Annotated in this window: 23 protein-coding genes; 17 read left to right on the top strand and 6 right to left on the bottom strand. The window is 67.7% G+C overall.

Annotation, left to right across the window (positions count from 1 at the left end; translation table 11 throughout):
• Positions 1-8: 8 nt before the first annotated feature.
• From O9281_RS12565 to O9281_RS12540, 6 genes are read left to right on the top strand one after another with little or no spacing between them, the layout of a single operon-like run.
• On the top strand, positions 9-923 hold the full coding sequence (locus tag O9281_RS12565) for a class I SAM-dependent methyltransferase (protein WP_298186392.1): 915 nt from the start codon (positions 9-11) through the stop codon (positions 921-923).
• Between the two features lie 9 nt (positions 924-932).
• Complete coding sequence (locus O9281_RS12560) at positions 933-1,304, top strand: dihydroneopterin aldolase (protein ID WP_298186390.1); 372 nt, start codon at positions 933-935, stop codon at positions 1,302-1,304.
• Positions 1,304-1,636: a Rossmann fold domain-containing protein gene (locus O9281_RS12555; protein ID WP_298186388.1), complete on the top strand. Its 333-nt coding sequence runs from the start codon at positions 1,304-1,306 to the stop codon at positions 1,634-1,636. The genes O9281_RS12560 and O9281_RS12555 overlap by 1 nt, the downstream gene beginning before the upstream one ends.
• Positions 1,633-2,625 (top strand): GTP 3',8-cyclase MoaA, encoded by a 993-nt coding sequence (moaA, locus tag O9281_RS12550; protein ID WP_298186386.1) that lies wholly within the window; start codon positions 1,633-1,635, stop codon positions 2,623-2,625. The genes O9281_RS12555 and moaA overlap by 4 nt, the downstream gene beginning before the upstream one ends.
• A 2-nt stretch (positions 2,626-2,627) precedes the next feature.
• Positions 2,628-2,864 (top strand): MoaD/ThiS family protein, encoded by a 237-nt coding sequence (locus tag O9281_RS12545; RefSeq protein WP_298186384.1) that lies wholly within the window; start codon positions 2,628-2,630, stop codon positions 2,862-2,864.
• Between the two features lies 1 nt (position 2,865).
• Entirely contained in the window at positions 2,866-3,324 is a 459-nt protein-coding gene (locus O9281_RS12540) for a molybdenum cofactor biosynthesis protein MoaE (protein ID WP_298186382.1), read from the top strand.
• On the opposite strand, the gene O9281_RS12535 is transcribed toward O9281_RS12540, so the two are convergent.
• The gene (locus O9281_RS12535; RefSeq protein WP_298186380.1) at positions 3,321-3,818 is read right to left on the bottom strand and encodes a hypothetical protein; all 498 of its coding nucleotides are present in this window, start codon (positions 3,816-3,818) and stop codon (positions 3,321-3,323) included. The two genes, O9281_RS12540 and O9281_RS12535, sit on opposite strands and share 4 nt — an antisense overlap.
• A gap of 157 nt (positions 3,819-3,975) precedes the next feature.
• Between O9281_RS12535 and rplU the strand changes: the two genes are divergently transcribed.
• The 3 genes from rplU to O9281_RS12520 all read left to right on the top strand — a co-directional run bounded on the left by rplU (position 3,976) and on the right by O9281_RS12520 (position 5,389).
• Positions 3,976-4,338 (top strand): 50S ribosomal protein L21, encoded by a 363-nt coding sequence (gene rplU, locus O9281_RS12530; protein WP_298186378.1) that lies wholly within the window; start codon positions 3,976-3,978, stop codon positions 4,336-4,338.
• A 19-nt stretch (positions 4,339-4,357) separates the two neighbouring features.
• On the top strand, positions 4,358-4,624 hold the full coding sequence (gene rpmA, locus O9281_RS12525; RefSeq protein ID WP_298186376.1) for a 50S ribosomal protein L27: 267 nt from the start codon (positions 4,358-4,360) through the stop codon (positions 4,622-4,624).
• A gap of 207 nt (positions 4,625-4,831) precedes the next feature.
• Positions 4,832-5,389 (top strand): GNAT family N-acetyltransferase, encoded by a 558-nt coding sequence (locus tag O9281_RS12520; RefSeq protein WP_298186466.1) that lies wholly within the window; start codon positions 4,832-4,834, stop codon positions 5,387-5,389.
• 77 nt (positions 5,390-5,466) lie between these two features.
• On the opposite strand, the gene O9281_RS12515 is transcribed toward O9281_RS12520, so the two are convergent.
• Positions 5,467-6,360, bottom strand: a complete 894-nt coding sequence (locus O9281_RS12515) for a metal-dependent hydrolase (RefSeq protein ID WP_298186374.1) — start codon at positions 6,358-6,360, stop codon at positions 5,467-5,469.
• A gap of 28 nt (positions 6,361-6,388) precedes the next feature.
• On the opposite strand from O9281_RS12515, the gene O9281_RS12510 reads away from it, so the two are divergent.
• Entirely contained in the window at positions 6,389-6,997 is a 609-nt protein-coding gene (locus O9281_RS12510; protein WP_298186372.1) for a TetR/AcrR family transcriptional regulator, read from the top strand.
• Here O9281_RS12510 and O9281_RS12505 read toward each other — a convergent pair.
• Positions 6,985-7,695, bottom strand: coding sequence for a folate-binding protein (locus O9281_RS12505; protein ID WP_298186370.1), 711 nt, complete (start codon positions 7,693-7,695; stop codon positions 6,985-6,987). The two genes, O9281_RS12510 and O9281_RS12505, sit on opposite strands and share 13 nt — an antisense overlap.
• A 38-nt stretch (positions 7,696-7,733) precedes the next feature.
• Here O9281_RS12505 and pyrC point away from each other — a divergent pair, with 38 nt between their 5' ends.
• Entirely contained in the window at positions 7,734-8,774 is a 1,041-nt protein-coding gene (gene pyrC / locus O9281_RS12500) for a dihydroorotase (RefSeq protein ID WP_298186367.1), read from the top strand.
• A gap of 9 nt (positions 8,775-8,783) precedes the next feature.
• On the opposite strand, the gene rarD is transcribed toward pyrC, so the two are convergent.
• Positions 8,784-9,677, bottom strand: a complete 894-nt coding sequence (rarD, locus tag O9281_RS12495; protein ID WP_298186365.1) for an EamA family transporter RarD — start codon at positions 9,675-9,677, stop codon at positions 8,784-8,786.
• A 140-nt stretch (positions 9,678-9,817) separates the two neighbouring features.
• Between rarD and O9281_RS12490 the strand changes: the two genes are divergently transcribed.
• Together O9281_RS12490 and O9281_RS12485 are read left to right on the top strand one after the other, a co-directional pair.
• A complete protein-coding gene (locus O9281_RS12490; RefSeq protein ID WP_298186363.1) occupies positions 9,818-10,255 on the top strand; it encodes a glycine zipper 2TM domain-containing protein in 438 nt (145 codons plus the stop codon).
• Positions 10,256-10,293: 38 nt separating this feature from the next.
• On the top strand, positions 10,294-10,998 hold the full coding sequence (locus O9281_RS12485; protein WP_298186360.1) for a hypothetical protein: 705 nt from the start codon (positions 10,294-10,296) through the stop codon (positions 10,996-10,998).
• A 7-nt stretch (positions 10,999-11,005) separates the two neighbouring features.
• Here O9281_RS12485 and astD read toward each other — a convergent pair whose 3' ends face one another.
• Together astD and O9281_RS12475 are read right to left on the bottom strand one after the other, a co-directional pair.
• Positions 11,006-12,424, bottom strand: coding sequence for a succinylglutamate-semialdehyde dehydrogenase (gene astD / locus O9281_RS12480; RefSeq protein ID WP_298186358.1), 1,419 nt, complete (start codon positions 12,422-12,424; stop codon positions 11,006-11,008).
• A gap of 86 nt (positions 12,425-12,510) precedes the next feature.
• Complete coding sequence (locus tag O9281_RS12475; RefSeq protein WP_298186355.1) at positions 12,511-13,914, bottom strand: protein adenylyltransferase SelO family protein; 1,404 nt, start codon at positions 13,912-13,914, stop codon at positions 12,511-12,513.
• Positions 13,915-13,979: 65 nt separating this feature from the next.
• Here O9281_RS12475 and O9281_RS12470 point away from each other — a divergent pair, with 65 nt between their 5' ends.
• From O9281_RS12470 to O9281_RS12455, 4 genes are all read left to right on the top strand, one after another.
• Positions 13,980-14,849 carry an alpha/beta hydrolase gene (locus O9281_RS12470; RefSeq protein WP_298186353.1) on the top strand — a complete coding sequence of 290 codons (870 nt, stop codon included), beginning with the start codon at positions 13,980-13,982 and terminating at the stop codon, positions 14,847-14,849.
• Positions 14,849-16,003 (top strand): glycosyltransferase family 4 protein, encoded by a 1,155-nt coding sequence (locus tag O9281_RS12465; protein WP_298186351.1) that lies wholly within the window; start codon positions 14,849-14,851, stop codon positions 16,001-16,003. The genes O9281_RS12470 and O9281_RS12465 overlap by 1 nt, the downstream gene beginning before the upstream one ends.
• A 140-nt stretch (positions 16,004-16,143) precedes the next feature.
• Positions 16,144-16,890, top strand: a complete 747-nt coding sequence (locus O9281_RS12460; protein ID WP_298186349.1) for a tetratricopeptide repeat protein — start codon at positions 16,144-16,146, stop codon at positions 16,888-16,890.
• A gap of 23 nt (positions 16,891-16,913) precedes the next feature.
• The gene (locus tag O9281_RS12455; protein ID WP_298186347.1) at positions 16,914-18,257 is read left to right on the top strand and encodes a PQQ-binding-like beta-propeller repeat protein; all 1,344 of its coding nucleotides are present in this window, start codon (positions 16,914-16,916) and stop codon (positions 18,255-18,257) included.
• The last annotated feature ends 5 nt before the right edge of the window (positions 18,258-18,262 follow it).

Below are 18,262 nucleotides of genomic sequence, written 5' to 3'. Positions count from 1 at the left end.
ATTGCCAAATGGCTGAGCTGATCGAGGCGCCGGTCGTGATGGCCGGCGAAGGCTGGGCCGACTATGGCCTGGTCGACAGCGGGCATGGCCGCAAGCTGGAGCGTTATGGCCCGCGCCGGTTCATCCGCCCGGAACCTCAGGCAATGTGGCGCCCCCGGCTGGAACGCTGGGCTTCGGATGGCGAATTCGTGCCCGGATCGGACGAGGATGGCGGCGGGCGTTGGAACTATGCCAGTCCGGTGCCGCGCGAAGGCTGGCCGCTGGCACGCGGGGACGTGAAGTTCACCGCCCAGTGCACTCCTTTTCGTCATCTCGGCTTTTTCCCGGACATGGCCCCGGTGTGGGACTGGATGGGGGAGCAGCTGTCCGGGCGCAGCGACGCGCAGACGATGAACCTGTTCGGCTATACCGGGGTCGGCACGCTGTCGCTCTCCGAATACGGTCCGGTCACGCACGTTGATGCCAGCAAGAAGTCGGTTGCCCAGGCGCGCGAGAATGCGGCGCTGTCGGGCATGGCCGAGCGGCCGATCCGCTGGATTGTGGACGATGCCGCCAAGTTCACCGCGCGCGAGGTGCGCCGGGGCAAGCGCTATGACGGGATCATCCTCGATCCCCCCAAGTTCGGGCGCGGCCCGGAGGGTGAGGTCTGGCGGATCGAGGAGCACCTGGCTCCGCTGATCGGGGATTGCCGCCGCCTGCTCGATGCCGACAGTCGCTTCCTGTTCCTGACGGTCTATGCCGTGCGGATGAGCAGCTTGGCCTTGGCTGGCCTGCTGGATGAGGTCTTTGCCGATCTGCCCGGCCGGATCGAGCATGGCGACCTTGCCGTGCGCGAGGAAGCCCTTCGACAGGCTCAGGATGAGCGGAATGTTTGCCGCCTCCTGCCCACCGCGATCTTCGCGCGCTGGTCCAATAACGGCTAAAGCGCGCGCATGGCCGATTCGCTGATCCTCGAAGTTGCCGATTTCGAAAACGATGTCCTGACCGGCATCTATTCGGAGGAAACCGGCCGTCCCCAGCCGCTGCGCTTTACCATCCAGGTGAAGCTGAAGGTGGCCGAGCGTTATTCGCCCGACACTCCGCTGGCGGCCAGCAAGAACTACATGGACTTGAAGTTCGCCGCTTCGGAAGCCCTGCCCAGGGGTGTGCATTTCACCCTGATCGAGGCCGTGGCCGATCACATCTGCGACACGCTGTTCGTGCAGGACGAGCGGGTCGAGGCGGTGACGGTCAAGATCGTCAAGCTGGCGATCAGCGAGGCGGGCGAGAAGATCGGCATCACCCTCACGCGCGAGCGGCGCTGATGGAACTGGTGCGGATCACGGGCCTGCCGGACGATCCGCTGGATGCGGCGGCGGCGTTTCATGCAGACTGGACCAGCCGCCTGCGCGCGGCCGAGGCCGATCTGCTGCTGGCCTTTCCTGCTGCCAATCACACCCATCGTGGCTGGCGGCTGGCCGCCATGCAGATGCTGGCCCGCGCGCTGGCTCCGCGCCGGATCAATGCCGTGGTCGGTGATGACGCGGCCGCCCTGGCGGCAGCGCGGGATTACCTCGCCCATGCGCCGGGGCTGACCGGCCAGCTGATTTCGCTGGATGACGAAGGCGCGGGTGCGGTGCTACCACCGCCATCATGACGCTTGTCGACCAGTTCCAGCGCCGGATTTCCTATCTGCGCCTGTCGGTGACCGACCGCTGCGACCTGCGCTGCGCCTATTGCATGCCCGAACGCCAGACCTTCCTGCCGCGCAGCGAAGTGCTGAGCCTTGAGGAATTGCACCAGCTGGCACTGGGCTTCATCGCCCGCGGCGTTACCAAACTGCGACTGACCGGCGGCGAACCGCTGGTCCGGCGCGACATGATCGAACTGGTCCGGGCGCTGGGGCGCAAGCTGGGGGACGGCTTGGACGAGCTGACGCTGACCACCAACGGTACGCGCCTCGCCGAATTTGCCGATGACCTGTTTGCCGCCGGGGTGCGGCGGGTCAACGTCTCGCTCGATACGCTCGACCGGGCAACCTTTGCCCGGCTCGCCCGGCGCGACAGCCTGCCGCAGGTGCTGGAAGGGATCGCGGCGGCCCGGGCGGCGGGGCTGAAGGTCAAGCTCAATACCGTGGCGCTGAAGGATACCAATGCGGCCGAGATCCCGGCGCTGATCGAATGGGCCCACGGCCAGGGCCTGGAACTGACCCTGATCGAGGTCATGCCGCTGGGCGAGGTCGAGGAAGACCGGTTTGACCAGCACCTGCCGCTGAGCGAAGTGCGCGCCGCGCTGGAGGCGCGCTGGAACCTGACGCCTAGCGATCACCGCACTGGCGGTCCGGCCCGCTACTTCGATATTGCGGAGACAGGTGGCCGGATTGGCCTGATCACACCGCTGACCAACAATTTCTGCGAAGGCTGCAACCGGGTGCGGGTGACCGCCACCGGGCAGCTCTATCCCTGCCTCGGCGGGGGGGAGCGGGTCGACCTGCGCGCCGCGCTGCGCTCCGCCGATCCCGCTGCGGCCCTCGCCGAGGCGCTCGACGTGGCGATGAAGATCAAGCCGCTGCGCCACCACTTCCGGATCGACGCCCCCGGCGCGGCTCCGGCCCTGCCGCGCCACATGTCGATGACGGGAGGGTGAGCATGGCCCGGCTGGTCTTCCTGGGGCGGCTGGCGGACCTCGCTGGCGGAGCTGAGCTTACGGTGGCACCCGGCCCGCTTGAAACGACCCTTGCCACACTGCCGGTCGAACTGGCCGTGGCTCTGCTCGATGAGCGCGTGCGGATTGCGCTCAATGGCGAACTCCTGGCCGAGCCGGGCGGGATCGTGCTGGCCGAGGGGGACGAACTGGCCTTCCTGCCACCGGTCAGCGGGGGCTGACATGGCGCTCGACGTTCGCCTGCTGACCGAGCCGTTCGTTCCCGGCACCTTCATTGGCCCCTTTACCCAGGCCCATCCGGGGCTGGGCGGGGTCTGCACTTTCGTGGGCGAAGTGCGCGGGCAGGCGAAAGACGGCGGGCGGGTCGAGGCGCTGGAGCTGTCGCATTACGAACCGCTGACCCAGCCGGGGATGCGGGCGCTGGCCGAAGCGGCGGCGGCGCGATTCGGCCTGATGGGCCTGCTGATGCTCCACCGGGTGGGGAAGCTCTATCCCGGCGAGCCGATCGTCTGCGTTTCCGCCGCCGCCGAGCATCGCCGCGCCGCGATCGACGCGGTCGATTTCGCGATGGATCACCTCAAGAGCGATTCGTGGTTCTGGAAGCGCGAGCTGCGCGATGGGGCCTGGCACTGGATCGAACCGCGCGAGCAGGACCACGCGGACCTGGCGCGCTGGCGCTAGTTGGCGAGGCGGTCCCGCAGGTCGGCGATGACCCGATCCTGTTCCAGCACGATGGCCATGGCCGCCTCGCGGGTGGCCTTGGCTTCGGCCGCGGGTTCGCCTTCGATCCGGCCGGCGGCATAGATCGAATCGATCTCGGCCAGGGCGACCAGCGCCTCGCTGCGGACCGTCTGGAGGCCTGACAGCGTGACCGTGGCGACCGACCAGGCCTCGCTGGCCATGGTGGCGCCACTGGCGGCCTGTACCTGGCGGCGCACGCCGGGTTCGGCTGCGCGGAAGCGGCTATCGGCCTCGCGCACCCGCTCCAGCAGCGAATCAAGGCTGCGCAGCACGGCCGGATCGACCGGCACGGGCGGCGGCGGGGGTGGGGGCGGCTCCAGCGTTCCGCTCACCCGTTCGATCGGGCGCTTGGCCAGCGAGGGGTATTCCCCCGGAGTGGTCGAGCAGGCCCCCAGCAAAAGCGCGGGGATCAGGCAGGTGAGCGAGCGATTCATCGCCGCAGCCATAGCACGCCCGATTTCCTGCGCCAGCGCGCAAGATTCCTAAGGCCACTTGGTTGACAGCCCCGCCCCCTTGGACTAGGGGCGCTCCTTCTTGCGGCACCCCGCACACGCGGGGCGGCTGCTATGCTTTAAACACGGAATAGGTCACATGTTCGCTGTAGTGCGCACTGGCGGCAAGCAGTACCGGGTTGCCGCCGGAGACAAGATCGCGGTTGAGAAGCTGGCTGGTGAAGCTGGCGAAACCATCACGCTCGCAGATGTTCTGCTGGCTGGTGACGGTGGCGAAGTGAAGGATGCCAAGGGCGTCGTCGTTTCGGCCGAGATCATCGCCCAGGCGAAGAGCGAGAAGGTGGTGGTGTTCAAGAAGCGCCGCCGTCACAACTATCGTCGCAAGAACGGCCACCGCCAGCAGATGACCCTGCTGCGCATCGTCGCCGTCGGCGCGGGCGAAGCCCCGGCGAAGAAGGCTGCCAAGAAGGCCGCCCCCAAGGCCGAAGCGGCCGCTGAATAAGCATTCGGAGTAGATCGAGATGGCACACAAGAAAGCAGGCGGTTCGTCGCGTAACGGTCGTGATTCGGCCGGCCGTCGCCTTGGCGTGAAGAAGTTCGGCGGCCAGGAAGTGGTCGGCGGCAACATCATCATCCGTCAGCGCGGTACCCGCGTGTACCCGGGTGCCAACGTCGGCATGGGCAAGGATCACACCCTGTTCGCGCTGACCGAAGGCCGAGTCCGCTTCCATGATGGCAAGCTGGGCCGCAAGTACGTGTCGGTCGACATGGCAATTGCCGCCGAATAACCGGACAGTCGATAACGGGCTGTCCTTGATGGGCAGCCCCCGCCGGATCACCGATCCGGCCGAATGAGGGAGAGGGGCCCGCCCGTCTCCCTCTTTTCATTTCTCCCTCTGCCGCCCTGGACCAGCGCCGGGGTCGATGTAACCGAGGCGTCACGCAGCCGCTCTAGGGCGGGCCGCGCGGGGCCGCGAGGAGAGTGGAGAGTGACGATGTTCATGCGCAGCGAACGGCTGTTCCTGCGGCCTGCCTGGCCGGAGGACTGGCAGGAACTGTTGACCCGCGTGGCGGACGAGGCGGTGGTCAGGAACCTGGCCAAGGCGCCCTGGCCCTATACGGCGGAGGATGCTCGCTGGTTTGCCAGCCAGCCGCAGGATCAGCGCCTGCCCCATTTCTTCATCACCCTGCCGACCAGTGCCGAACCGGCGCGACTGATCGGCTGCATCGGCTTTGCCGCCGCTGGTGACGAGATCGAACTGGGGTACTGGCTGGCCCGTGAATACTGGGGCCAGGGCTATGCCAGCGAGGCGGCGCGGGCGGTGATCGGGCTGGCGCGGACGCTGGGTTACCGGCGCCTGGTTGCCGGGCACTTCATTGACAATCCGGCCTCGGGCCGGGTGCTGCGAAAGGTCGGCTTCCGGCCGACCGGGCAGATCCGCCAGCGCTTCAGCCTGGCCCGAGGGACGGAAGTGGCCTCGATCGAGCATGAGCTCGAGCTGGGTGAGACCTGCCGCGGCAATGATGACCCACCGCTGATGCGCGCGGCCTGACCAGCCAGCGGACAAGAAAAAACCTCCCCGGGCCAGGCCTGGGGAGGTTTCTTCGCTTGAGACTTTCAATCGGCTGGTCAGGCCAGCACCGCGTCCTTGAACTCGCTGTCGTGCTTGCTGATCAGGGCGCGGTCGTCATGGTTCCAGGGGTGGAAGCCCGGCAGGAAGTAGGAACACCAGGCCGGGAAGATCCGGCGCAGCACGCCCGGCGTGCCGACCAGGTACCAGGCCAGCTTGGCCTTCACCTTCCAGCCGGTCAGCCCGTCCTGCTTGAGCAGTTCAATGGTGTCCTGCCAGCGGTTGCGGATGAAGTTCGTGGTGACGATCAGCATCATCAGGCTCTTCACCTTCCAGCGCCGATAGCGGGTCCAATCCTTGGTGGCGTGGAGCCAGGTGTCATAGGCGACGCCCTTGTGCTCGATTTCCTCGACCGCGTGCCAGCGCCACATCGCGGCGGTTTCCGGCTCGGCCCCGGCAAAGTGCTGCGGGTTGGCGAGGAACTCCTGCGCCATCATCGCGGTGTAATGCTCCAGCGCCATCGTAACGGCGAGGTTGAGGATCGCCGGGCGGTCCTTGGTCAGTTCCAGGTTCGCGGCAACGCGCTGGTCGATCGCGTCCAGATCATAGCCGGCATCCACCGCCGCACGGTTGAAAGCGATGTGTTCGCGGGTGTGGTTGATTTCCTGCTTGATGAAGGCGCGAATCTCGGCCTCCAGCTTTGGCCCGGCGCCTTCACGGTGGGCCTTCACCGCTTCGATGAAGAAGGCTTCACCACGTGGGAAGGTGGCCGACAGGGCATTGTGCCAGGCCGTTGCCACCGGATCGTTGTTCAGCCACCAGCGGCCGGGCTTCTGGTCGCGCCCGAAGCGCTCATCACGCACGGTGATGGTCAGGTCAGCAGGGGTAGGACCGGCCTTGCCCAAGGCGGCGGCGGGTTCTACGTCAAGCGGGAACTTGGTGGGTGCGTTCATGCTGCCCGAATAGGATTAACTGACACTCATGTCAATAAGGAAAAGACTCAGCCAGGAAGAAAGCCGCACCGTCGCGCTGGAAGCCGCGCGGGCGCTGCTGATCGAACTCGGCCCGCAGGCGGTGACGCTGAAGGCCGTGGCTGCGCGAATCGGGCGGACCCATGCCAACCTGCTGCACCACTTCGGCTCGGCTGCCGGACTGCAGAAGGCGCTGGCGGAACACCTGGCCATCACCATTTGCGCCACGGTGGAAGAAGCCGTGCTGGCCAGCCGCAAGGGCGAGGGCAGCGCGCGCGAAGTGGTGGACCTGGCCTTCGATGCCTTTGACAAGGAGGGCGGCGGGGCGCTGGCGAGCTGGATGCTGATGAACGGCAACGAGGATGCGCTCGATCCGCTGGTCAGCGCGATCAACGACCTGGTCCAGGATCTCGACGAATTCGGCTCGGGCCAGATGCGCGGGGTGGCCCATGCGCTGTGCCTGATGGCGATGGGCGATGCCCTGCTGGGCGGGGCGCTGGCCCATTCGCTGAAGCTGCCGCGCACCACCGCGCGCGACATTGCCGAGGCCATGCTGGTTGATCAGGCGGTGAAGGCCGGGCTGGCGCCGGCCAGGTCGGAAGATGGTCAGCCCAGCTGAAGCCAGCCGGGCAGGGTGGCAGGGTCGAGATCCTCGACCCGCCGGTGATCGACTGCCAGGTCCAGGTCCGGATAGGCGGTGCGCTGCCTCGCCGGATCGCTTTCGCTCAGCGGCACGACTACCAGCCGCCGGTTGACCTTCTGCCGCCAGTTCATCCGTGCGGTGTTTTCCTGCCCGACATAGCAGCCCTTGGTGAAGGACACGCCGCTCAGTTCGGCGGCATTGCATTCCAGCCAGAGCAGGTCAGCCAGTTCCGCCGCCCCTTCGGTCACGCCCCGTGACAAGCGATGTTGCCGCCAGGCGGCTGCAGCATCGCCGCCAGCCGCCTCACCCAGCCAGCGCTGGCCCAGCGCGGGCAGGCGCGGATCGGGCGCGGGCCCATCGCCCGGCTGCCAGTGCACGCCCACGGCGGAATCGAGCGCAATCGCGATCTTGCGGCGCAACCGGTACATCGACAGGCGCTTGACCAGGGCCTCGGCCGCCGCCGCCTCGCAATCGAGCAGCAGGTCATCTCCATCGGCCCAGACCAGGAAATCGGCAATCACCTTGCCCTGCGGGGTCAGCAATGCCGCCCAGACCGGCAGCGCGCCCGAAACGTCATTGGTGACCAGCCCATTGAGGAACCCGCGCAGGTCTTCGCCCGGCTCGGTGGCGGACAGGCGGATCACGGCGCGGTCGGTCAGATTGGTTGCAGTCATGGATGACAGATAGGGTGGGTCATGCCTAAGGGAAAGGCATGACCGACGCACCGAATCGCCTGACCATCCGCCGCCCCGACGATTGGCACGTTCACCTGCGCGACGGGGCCGTACTGGAAGGTGTGGCCAGGCATACCGCGCGCCAGTTTGCCCGCGCGATCGTGATGCCCAACCTGTCGCCCCCGATCACCACGGTGGCGGCAGCAGCAGCCTATCGCGAGCGGATCGTGGCTGCGGCCGGGCCGGGCTTTACCCCGCTGATGACCGCGTACCTGACTGACACGATCGACGCGGACGAGATTGCGCGCGGCTTTGCCGAAGGCGTGTTTACCGCGGCCAAGCTCTATCCCGCCCATGCCACCACCGGTTCAGCCCATGGCGTGACCGATGTCGCCAATATCCGCCCCGTGCTGGAACGGATGGAAGCGATCGGCATGCCGCTGCTGATCCACGGCGAAGTGACCGACAGCCATGTCGACATCTTCGATCGCGAGGCCGTGTTCATCGAGCGCACGCTCTCGGGCCTGGTCCGTGACCTGCCCGGCCTGCGGATCGTGTTCGAGCACATCACCACCCGGGATGCGGTGGAATTTGTCGAGGGCGCCGGGCCGAACGTGGCTGCCACGATCACCCCGCAGCATCTCCACATCAACCGCAACGCGATGTTCGCCGGCGGCATCCGCCCGCACATGTACTGCCTGCCGGTGGCCAAGCGCGAAGTGCACCGTCTGGCGCTGCGCAAGGCGGCAACTTCGGGCAATGCCAAGTTCTTCCTGGGAACGGACAGCGCGCCGCACGCGGTGGGGGCGAAGGAATCGTCCTGCGGCTGCGCGGGCATCTATAACGCGCCCTATGCGCTGGAAAGCTACCTCGCCGTGTTCGAGGAAGAAGGCGCGATCGACAAGTTTGAGGGCTTTGCCAGCCTCAATGGCCCGGCCTTCTATCGCCTGCCGGTGAACGAGGACACGGTCGTGCTGGAGCGCAGCGGTGCCCAGGTACCCGAACTGATCGACGCCAATGGCACCCCGATCGTGCCATTCCATGCCGGCGAGACGCTGGCCTGGCGCTTCCTCGGCTGAACTGGCCGGTCAGGCCTGGCGGGATCGCGCCAGCAGGTCCCAGACGAACAGCGCAATCGCCGTCCAGATCAGGGCGAAGCTGACCAGCTGCGCCCCGTCGAGCGGCTTGTGGAAGAACACCAGTCCCAGCACGAAGACCATCGAGGGCGACATGAACTGGATCATCCCCATGGTCGAATAGGCTAGCCGCTGTGCCGCCATGGCGAACAGGACCAGCGGGACGGCTGTGACCACGTCCGAGAACAGCACCAGCGTGGCATCCTGCCAGCCGCCCAGCAGGGCGCTCCCGGCCGGGCCTTGCGCATAAAAACCGGCCACGGCCATGGCCGGCAGGGTCAGCACCATGACCTCGATCGACAGCCCGGTCAGCGCCGAAACCGGGGCGAGCTTGCGCACGAAGCCATAGGCGGTCCACGACAGGGCCAGCACCAGGCTGATCCACAGCGTCGCCAGGGCTTCCCAGGCCAGTATCAGCACACCAAGGGTGGAGATCGCCACGGCCAGCCATTGCCGCCGGGTCAGCCTCTCGCCGAGGAACAGGGTTCCGGCCAGCACGCTGAGCAACGGAGTGACATAATAGCCGACGCTCGCGGCATAGACCTGCTCGGTCTGGATCGCGGCGACATAGACCACCCAGTTGATCGCGATCAGCAGCGACGAGGCCAGCAGCATCAGCCGCGTGCGCGGATTGGCCAGGGCCGCGCCCAGCTCGCCCAGCTGGCCGCGCCAGGCCAGGATCAGCAGGCACAGCGGCAGCGACGAAATCACCCGCCAGCCGACGAATTCGAAGGCCGGCACGTGCGATACCAGCCACAGGTAAAGCGGCAGCAGGCCCCAGATCAGGTGGGCCCCCAAGGCCAGCGGCAGTCCGCCGGTGCGGGGCGAGGGGGTGGGCGCAGGCATGGGTAGGGCGGTAGTCTGCCGGGGCATGCGGGGCAAGCGGCGAGCCGGGACGAAAAAATTTCTTACCTGACAGTTCGGTTGCGCATCGTTCAGGTTCGAAGGCCTATAGCTGAACGCATCAGCTCACTCGGAGACCGAACATGCCCCAGACCTTCAAGACCGCCGCTCTCGCGCTGCTGGCTCCCGTCATGGTGTTGACCGCCAGCCCGGCGCTGGCCCAGCATGGTGATTGGGACCGTCGTGGGGACGATTACTACAGCCAGGACTATCGCGGCGATTATCGTGATGGCTATCGCGGCGAGTATCGCGGCGACTATCGCCAGCGCGGCTACTATGGCGAGCCGGTCTATGCCAACACCCGCACCTGGCGCGGCGACGATGGTCGCCACTACTGCCGCCGCAGCGATGGCACCACCGGCCTGATCGTGGGCGGCGTGGCCGGGGCGCTGATCGGGCGCGAAGTGGCCGGGCGGCGCGGCGATCGCACCCTCGGCGCGATCCTGGGTGCTGCTGGGGGCGCCCTGCTGGGTCGGGCGATCGACCGTTCGTCCAGCAACAACGGCTACCGTTGCCGCTAAACCGCCCTTAACCATCGCGCGGCTATGCCTGCCGCGCGATGGACCGGGCCTTCCTCCTACTTGCGCTGCCGCCGCTGCTGGCGGCTTGCGGTGAAACCGCGCCGCCACCGCCACCAGCCGAGCGCGATCCGGCGGTGGCTGCTGCCCTCGCCCTGCCGCTGCTCAGCGATCCTGACCTCGCCGGGTCCAACCCTGCCGGGGCCGCGCTGACCGGGGGCGGACCGCCGGTTGGCGCCATTCCGCTGATTGCCCCCGATCCCGCCAGTGCCGAAGCCGCAAGGTCGGCTGCCCGGCAATTGCTCGGCGGGTCGATCCCCGCCCTGCCGCGCCCAGTGGCCGAAGACCGCGTCTCGCCGATCGCGGTCGCACCAACGGCCGCAGCGATTGCGGCGGCGCTGCCGTTCAGCCGGACCTGCGCGGCCGAACTCGACTATTCCTTCAGCTGGGCCGCGCGCCTGCCGGCTGCCCTGCCGGTCTATCCGCTGGGCGAGGCGCAGGAGGCCGGGGGGAACGATCGTCCCGGTTGCCAGTTGCGTGTGGTGAACTTCAGGGTGCCGGTAAGTGCCGATGAAGTGATCGCCTTCTACCACGCCAGTGCCGTTCGGGCGGGTCTTGGCGCCACCTATCGTCGGGCTGGCGGTGATGCCGTGGTGACGGGGGGCAAAGGCGCGCTGGGCTATGCCGTTTTCGCCCGCCCGCTGCCCGATGGGCAGGCCGAGGTCGACCTGATCGTCAACGGCTGAGGCGGCGCTACTTCGCTTCGCGCAGGCCCACGCCGATCATCGCGCGCGGCTGTTCCATCTCGTTCGAGGCAACCGGATAGGCGCAGTAATCCGCGGCATAATAGGCACTCGGCCGATGGTTGCCCGACAGGCCCACACCGCCGAACGGCGCAGCCGAGCTGGCGCCGTTGGTCGGCCGATTCCAGTTGATTACCCCGGCGCGGACATTGGCCCAGAACCGGTTGTATTCCTGCGGCGTCCCCCCGATCAGCGAGGCAGACAGGCCGAAGCGGGTGTTGTTCGCCTCGGCAATCGCCTCGTCCAGGTCGCTGACCTGGCAGACCTGCAGCAGCGGGCCGAACAGCTCGACATCGGGCTTTTCGCGCACCCCGGTGACGTCGATGATCGCGGGCGAGAGGAACGGCAGGTCGTCACGCGGGCGGACCAGGTGCTTGATCGCCCGGCCGCCATTGCTCAGCAGATAGAGGAAGCTTTCGGTCAGCCCGTCGGCGGAGCGGTTGTCGATCACCGGGCCCATGAAGGGCTGCGGATCGTCAAACGGGGCGCCGACGATGATCCGGTCAGCCAGCCGCTTCACCTCGGCGATCAGCTGCTCGTACATCGTGCTCTTGACGATCAGCCGCCGCGCCGCGGTGCAGCGCTGGCCGGCGCTGGTGAAAGCCGACTGGACTACCAGGGCGGCGGCATCGGTCAGCTTGGGCGTGTCCCAGACCACGATCGGGTTGTTGCCGCCCATTTCCAGCGCCACGATCTTGTCTGGACGGGTCGCCAGCTTGCGGTTGATGGCAATGCCGGTGTGGGCCGATCCGGTGAACAGCACCCCGTCGATGCCTTCATGCGCGACCAGCGCCTGGCCTTCCTGCGGGCCGCCGATCAGCAGCTGGACGACTGCAGCCGAGATTCCGGCGCGGTGAAAGCATTGCACCAGCAGTTCGGCCGTGGCCGGGGTCTTTTCGCTGGGCTTGAAGACGATCACATTGCCCGCGATCAGCGCCGGGACGATATGGCCATTGGGCAGGTGCGCGGGGAAATTGTAGGGGCCCAGCACCGCCATTACCCCATGCGGCTTGTGGCGCAGCGCGGCCGTGCCCTGCAGCGCGTTGTCCAGCTTGCGCTGGCTGGTCCGTTCGGCATAGGCGCGGATCGAGATCTCGACCTTGTTGACGACGCTTTCGACCTCAGTCCGGGCTTCCCACATCGGCTTGCCGGTTTCACGCGCGATCATCGTCGCCAGCTTCTCGGCGTCCTTGCGCACTTCGTTGGCAAAGCGGCGGACCAGTTCCATCCGGGTCGACAGCGGCTGGGCGGCCCAGGCCGGCCAGGCTCGACGGGCGCGGCCCACGATCTCGTCGACGTCGCCATGCCGCCCGCGCCACAGTTCGGCTCCGGTGGCTGGCTCGTAGGAAATCAGTTCAGCTGTGCTCACAGTCCCGTCCCACCCCGGCTCTGGACTTGCCGGTGCAAAGCGGCCTTACCCGAGCCACCGCTATCTGAAAAGCTTTGCGTTTCGGGCTAAGGAACATCCCTAATGTCGCCTTCACAAGGCGGGCCCAGCGCCTCTCCCAGGCGGCGGATTGCAGTTACCGCCTCGGCCAGCGGCGACCAGTCATCGCGCTGGTCGATCGCGGCCCAGATCGCCTCGACCCGGTCGATCACCAGGCTGGGCGGCTCGGCCTCGTCCCACAGCGGATGGGCCTCGCCCGCCTGCGCATAACCGGCCAGCGCAGCGGCGAAATCGCCCTCGGCATGACGGCCGAAGCGATGGCGGTGGAAGAAGGCGTCGGGGCTCATCCCGCTCTCGCGCATGGCTTTTTCGGCTGCCGCGATCGCGGCATAGTCGGCGTCGAAGCCGCGCGAGGCAACACCCAGCCGCCACAGGAACTGCTGCGCCAGCGCCGCCTGATAGAGCGGCCCGAACCGCTCCAGCGCGGCGATCAGCGGCGGGGCCTCGGCCACCAGCCGCAGCGCCACGGCCAGCTGCCCGCAGTTCCAGTGCAGCGCCTCGGGCTGGCGGCCAAAGGCATAGAGCTCGCCGTGGTCGAAATAGGCGGCGGTGAAGCTGGGGTCCCACTTCGGCAGCCAGCGCCAGGGGCCATAGTCAAAGCTTTCGCCCGAAATGTTCATGTTGTCGGTGTTGAGCACGCCGTGGACAAAGCCCGCCGCCATCCATTCGGCCGCGAGGCGCGCCAGCCGCTCCACCACCTGGTGCAGCAGGATCGCCGCCGGCTCATCGCGGCCCGGCGCATCTGCGGGCGGGGGCGGGCCGGGGAACTGCTCAAGGCAATAGGCGATCAGTGCCTCCATTTCCTCGCGCCGTTCCAGATAGGCGAGCCGCTGGAAGGTGCCGATCCGGATATGGCCGTGGCTTAGGCGGACCAGCACGGCCGAGCGGGTCGGCGATGGCTCGTCCGACCGGTAAAGCTCTTCGCCCGTCTCGATCACCGAGAAGGTCTTGCTGGTGTTCACCCCCAGCGCCTCCAGCATTTCGGTGGCCAGAATCTCGCGCACCGCGCCTTTCAGCGTCAGTCGCCCGTCGCCATCGCGGCTCCACGGAGTTTGGCCGGAACCCTTGGTGCCAAGATCGAGCAGGCGGCCGGCTCCGTCGCGCAACTGGGCGAACAGGAAACCGCGCCCGTCGCCCAGGTCCGGGTTGTACACGCGGAACTGGTGGCCGTGGTACCGCAACGCGAGCGGCCGGGGCAGGTTGCCGGGCAGGGGTTCGAACCAGCCCATGTGGCGCACCCAGTCGGCATCGCTCAGTCCGTCCAGCCCGACCGCGCTGTCCCAGCGCCGGTTGCGCCAGCGCAAGGTGGTCTGCGGGAAGGGGGCCGGGGCCACCGGATCGCCCAGCCAGGGGGCCAGGGCGGCAATCGGAGTGTCGGCCTGATAGGGCGAAGCTTGCGGTTCGGCGCGCATCGGGCAATAGTGGGGGCAAGCGCGGCGCGGCACAAGCCGCAGTTCCAAAAGGGTCCGGTTCGAACATGGCAGACTATACCGACGGCTACTGGACCAGCCGCGACGGCCTGAAACTGCATTATCGCGACTATGCCGGGCCGGCCGATCGCCCGCCGGTGCTCTGCCTGCCGGGGCTGACCCGCAATGCCCGTGATTTCGAGGATGTGGCGGTGCGGCTGGCGGGCGAATGGCGCGTCATCTGCGTGGAACTGCGCGGGCGCGGGGACAGCGCCTATGCGAAGGATTCGGCCACCTACAACCCGCTGCAATATCTGGAGGACCTGGGCGAACTGTTCGAACAGGCCGGGCTTGAGCGTGTCGTTGCCCTGGGCACCTCGCTGGGCGGGCTGCTGACCATGATGATTGCCGCCACCGCGCCGCAGCGGCTGGCCGGGGCGCTGCTCAACGATATCGGCCCGGAAGTGAACCCGGAAGGGATCGAGCGGATTCGCGGATATGTGGGCCAGGCGCGCAATTTCCCGACCTGGATGCACGCTGCGCGCGCCCTGGCGGAATCGCAAGGGCCGGCCTTTCCCGATTTCGCAGTGGCGGACTGGCTGGCCATGGCCAAGCGCTGCATGGTCGTGGGCAGCAACGGGCGGATCCATTTCGATTACGACATGAAGATCGCCGAACCCTTTGCCACGGCTGACGGGGCCAGCAATGCCGACCTCTGGCCTGCCTTCGGCGCGCTGGCGGGGCGGCCGGTCACGCTGCTGCGTGGCGCCTTGTCCGATGTGCTGTTGCCGGAAACCTTTGCCCGCATGGGCCAGGAACTGGCCGGGGCCGACAGCGTGCTGGTTGGCGGCGTGGGCCATGCCCCGCTGCTGACCGAGCCGGAGGCCACCGCCGCGATCGATCGCCTGCTGGCGCGGGTGGCCGCCGGGGCTGCCTGATGGGTCAGCGTCGTCCGGCTCCCCAACTGCGGGTGCTGCACCTTCATTCCGGGTTCGATCCGGGCGGCAAGGAAATGCGTGCCGTCCAGCTGATGAACGCCTTTGGCCCGCGCCTGGCCCATTCGATCGTTTCGGCCGTGCCCGGCGCGCTCGGCGCGGCAGCGATGATCGATCCGGCGTTGACCGTCGACTTCCCGGACGATTTTCCCGCGCTGACCGGGCGGCCCTGGCCGCGCCGGTTGCAGGCGCTGGCCCGCGCGATGCAGGGCCATGACCTGGTCCTGACTTACAACTGGGGGGCGATGGACGCGGTGCTGGCCCATTCGGCCTTCCGCCAGGTGCTGAACCTGCCGCCGCTGGTCCATCACGAGGATGGCTTCAACCAGGACGAGGCGGACCGTCTGAAGCGGCGCCGGAACCTTTATCGCCGCCTCGCGCTGCACCGCGCCGATGCGCTGGTGGTTCCCTCGCAGCGGCTGGAAGAGATCGCGCGGACCGTCTGGCACCAGCCGGCGGCGCGGGTGAAGCGGATCCCCAACGGCATCCCGGTCTTCGCCTATGGCCGCAAGCCGCGCCGCGATGCCCTGCCGCGGGTGATCAAGCATCCGGGCGAACTGTGGCTGGGCACGCTCGCCGGGTTGCGGGCGGTCAAGAACCTGCCCCGGCTGGTCCGCGCCTTTGCCCCGCTGCCGGAACAGTGGCAGCTGGTGATCCTGGGCGAAGGGCCGGAACGCGACGCGATCCGGGCCGAGGCGATCCGGCTGAAAGTGGGGCACCGGGTTCACCTGCCGGGCCATGTCGCCCGTCCCGCTGACGTCATGGGGCTGTTCGACCTCTTCGCGCTCTCGTCCGATAGCGAGCAGTTCCCGATCTCGGTGGTGGAAGCCATGGCCACGCGCCTCGCGATTGCCGCGCCGCAGGTGGGCGATGTGGCGGCGATGGTCGCGGCCGAGAACCGCCCGCTGCTCTGCGCCCCCGGGGACGAGGCCGGACTGGCCGCGGCCCTGGCCCGGCTGGCGGGCGATCCGGCCCTGCGCCAGGCAATCGGCGCGGCCAACCGCGCCCGGGCCGAGGCCGAATATGACGAGGCGGCGATGGTTTCGGCCTATGCCCGGCTCTATGCCGGAGTGCTGGGGCGCACCAGCCTGCCCTGACTTGCCCGGCCTGGTCGGCCCCGATCGCCGTTCACCCGTGCTTCACCGGGGACAGCGCAGGAATGGGACGTTGAAAAGGTACGCCCTTCCGCTAAACAGCCCGCAACGATTGATCCTTTTGCAAGCGAGAGCCGAACCAAGTGGCCCTGCCTCCCACTGACAAGCCCAACCCTGCCGATGAACGCAACGCCGCCCAGCAGGACGTGTTCCTGCGCGAGGTGGACGATGCCCTGCGGGAAGACCAGCTCAAGACCATCCTGCAACGCTATGGCAAGCCGCTGGGTGCAGCGCTTGTCCTGGGCCTGGCCGGGCTGGCCGGGTACCTGTGGTGGGACTCAGCAACCAAGCAGGCCGCTGAGGAACGCAGTGAACAGGCGATCATCGCGCTCGACAAGCTGGAAGCCGGCAATGTCCCCGCCGCCCAGGCCGAGCTTGCCGCCCTGGCCAAGGACGGCAGCGATGGCAGCAAGACGGCTGCGGCGATGACGCTGGCCGCGATCCTCGTCCAGCAGGGCAAGACCGAGGAAGGGGCCAAGGCCTTTGCCGCGATCGCCGCCGATGAGGCTGCGCCCCAGGCCTATCGCGACCTCGCGACCATCCGCGAAGTGTCGCTCCGGTTTGAAACGCTGCCCCCGCAGCAGGTGATCGACCGGCTCAAGCCGCTGGCCGTGCCGGGCAATGCCTGGTTCGGATCGGCCGGCGAACTGGTCGGCATGGCTTACCTCAAGCAGGGCAAGCCGGACCAGGCCGGGCCGCTGTTTGCCGCCATCGGCAAGGACGAGGCCATGCCCGCTTCGCTGCGTTCGCGCATGCGCCAGCTGGCTGGCCAGCTGGGCTATGATGCCGGCACCGACATTCCCGATAGTCCCGCCCCGGCGGCGCGCTGAGCCTGACAGCCAAGGATAGAACCATGAAGACCAAGTCCATTTCCCGCCGCCTTACTGCACCGCTGGCGGTCGTGCTGGCGCTGGCTGTCGCCGGGTGCGGCGTATTCGGCGGCAGGGACAAGCCCAAGACCCCAACGCTGGGCAACCGCATCCCGATCCTGTCGCGCGTGGATACCGGCGCGCGGGTCGATCCGCTGCTGGCCAGCGTTTCGGTGATCGTGCCGCCCGCTGCCGCCAACCCCGATTGGCCGCAGGCCGGCGGCACGGCCAGCAAGTCCTATGGCAACCTGGTACTGGCTGCCAATCCGGGCAATGCCTGGCGCGCCCAGATCGCGGGGTCGAGCAAGAAGCAGCGCCTCGCCGCCTCGCCGGTGGTGGGCGGCGGCCAGCTGTTCGTCATGGATACCGAGGGCACGGTCCACGCCTTTGATGCCCAGACCGGCGCTTCGCGCTGGCGCACCACTTTCGCGGTCAAGGGCGATGGGCAGAACTCGGTCTATGGTGGCGGCGCCGCCTTTGCCGATGGCCGGGTCTATATCACCACCGGCATGGGCGAAGTCGCGGCGCTCGATGCGAAGGATGGCAGCATTGTCTGGAAGGTGAAGCCGGCCGGGCCGCTGCGCGGTTCGCCGACCATCGCCTTCAACCAGATCTTCGTCATGACGATGGACAACCAGGTCCACGCGCTCAATGCGGCCGATGGGGCGACGCTGTGGAACGAAACCGCGTCAAGCGGGCAGACCGGGGTGTTCGGCGTGGCTGCACCTGCGGCCGGGCAGGGCACGATCGTGGCGGGCTTCAGCACTGGCGAACTGGTCGCCTATCGCTATGAGAACGGTCGCCAGCTGTGGTCAGACGCGCTGGCGCGCACTTCGTTGTCGACCACGGTGGGCGTGCTGACCGATATCGACGCCGATCCGATCATCGATCGCGGCCGGATCTTCGCGCTGGGCCAGGGTGGGCGCATGGCCGCCTATGAACTGGTGACCGGCCAGCGCATCTGGGAACTCAACCTCGCGGGCATTTCCACCCCGGCGATCGCGGGTGACTGGATCTTCACCCTGACCGACGATGGCAAGCTGCTGTGCATCCAGCGCGCCACCGGCAAGGTCCGCTGGCTGACCCAGCTCGCCCGGTTCGAGAACGAGGAAAAGAAGAAGAACCCGATCTTCTGGACCGGCCCGGTGCTGGCCGGGGACCGGCTGTGGTTCGCCAATTCCAACGGTCAGGTCTATTCCGCCGGGGTGAACGATGGCGCGCCGGTGCTTTACACCGATCTCAAGCAGCCGATCACCCTCGCGCCGATCGTGGCGGGCGAGACGCTCTATATCCTCGACGACAGCGGCCGGATCAGCGCCTTCCGCTGATTGCC

The organism is Novosphingobium sp. (genome assembly GCF_027531025.1).
Classification (GTDB): Bacteria; Pseudomonadota; Alphaproteobacteria; order Sphingomonadales; family Sphingomonadaceae; genus Novosphingobium.
This window is presented reverse-complemented; position numbering and strand designations above follow the sequence as displayed.

What these genes read in the sequence shown, in the direction of transcription:
- moaA (WP_298186386.1), top strand. Translation starts at nt 1,633, where the DNA reads ATGACGCTTGTCGACCAGTTCCAGCGCCGGATTTCCTATCTGCGCCTG.
- O9281_RS12545 (WP_298186384.1), top strand. Translation starts at nt 2,628, where the DNA reads ATGGCCCGGCTGGTCTTCCTGGGGCGGCTGGCGGACCTCGCTGGCGGA.
- O9281_RS12465 (WP_298186351.1), top strand. Translation starts at nt 14,849, where the DNA reads ATGGGTCAGCGTCGTCCGGCTCCCCAACTGCGGGTGCTGCACCTTCAT.
- O9281_RS12505 (WP_298186370.1), bottom strand. Translation starts at nt 7,695, where the DNA reads ATGACTGCAACCAATCTGACCGACCGCGCCGTGATCCGCCTGTCCGCC.
- O9281_RS12455 (WP_298186347.1), top strand. Translation starts at nt 16,914, where the DNA reads ATGAAGACCAAGTCCATTTCCCGCCGCCTTACTGCACCGCTGGCGGTC.
- O9281_RS12470 (WP_298186353.1), top strand. Translation starts at nt 13,980, where the DNA reads ATGGCAGACTATACCGACGGCTACTGGACCAGCCGCGACGGCCTGAAA.
- O9281_RS12475 (WP_298186355.1), bottom strand. Translation starts at nt 13,914, where the DNA reads ATGCGCGCCGAACCGCAAGCTTCGCCCTATCAGGCCGACACTCCGATT.
- O9281_RS12555 (WP_298186388.1), top strand. Translation starts at nt 1,304, where the DNA reads ATGGAACTGGTGCGGATCACGGGCCTGCCGGACGATCCGCTGGATGCG.
- rpmA (WP_298186376.1), top strand. Translation starts at nt 4,358, where the DNA reads ATGGCACACAAGAAAGCAGGCGGTTCGTCGCGTAACGGTCGTGATTCG.
- O9281_RS12510 (WP_298186372.1), top strand. Translation starts at nt 6,389, where the DNA reads ATGTCAATAAGGAAAAGACTCAGCCAGGAAGAAAGCCGCACCGTCGCG.
- rplU (WP_298186378.1), top strand. Translation starts at nt 3,976, where the DNA reads ATGTTCGCTGTAGTGCGCACTGGCGGCAAGCAGTACCGGGTTGCCGCC.
- O9281_RS12515 (WP_298186374.1), bottom strand. Translation starts at nt 6,360, where the DNA reads ATGAACGCACCCACCAAGTTCCCGCTTGACGTAGAACCCGCCGCCGCC.
- O9281_RS12520 (WP_298186466.1), top strand. Translation starts at nt 4,832, where the DNA reads ATGTTCATGCGCAGCGAACGGCTGTTCCTGCGGCCTGCCTGGCCGGAG.
- O9281_RS12535 (WP_298186380.1), bottom strand. Translation starts at nt 3,818, where the DNA reads ATGAATCGCTCGCTCACCTGCCTGATCCCCGCGCTTTTGCTGGGGGCC.
- O9281_RS12560 (WP_298186390.1), top strand. Translation starts at nt 933, where the DNA reads ATGGCCGATTCGCTGATCCTCGAAGTTGCCGATTTCGAAAACGATGTC.
- O9281_RS12540 (WP_298186382.1), top strand. Translation starts at nt 2,866, where the DNA reads ATGGCGCTCGACGTTCGCCTGCTGACCGAGCCGTTCGTTCCCGGCACC.
- rarD (WP_298186365.1), bottom strand. Translation starts at nt 9,677, where the DNA reads ATGCCTGCGCCCACCCCCTCGCCCCGCACCGGCGGACTGCCGCTGGCC.
- O9281_RS12565 (WP_298186392.1), top strand. Translation starts at nt 9, where the DNA reads ATGGCTGAGCTGATCGAGGCGCCGGTCGTGATGGCCGGCGAAGGCTGG.
- O9281_RS12485 (WP_298186360.1), top strand. Translation starts at nt 10,294, where the DNA reads ATGGACCGGGCCTTCCTCCTACTTGCGCTGCCGCCGCTGCTGGCGGCT.
- O9281_RS12490 (WP_298186363.1), top strand. Translation starts at nt 9,818, where the DNA reads ATGCCCCAGACCTTCAAGACCGCCGCTCTCGCGCTGCTGGCTCCCGTC.
- pyrC (WP_298186367.1), top strand. Translation starts at nt 7,734, where the DNA reads ATGACCGACGCACCGAATCGCCTGACCATCCGCCGCCCCGACGATTGG.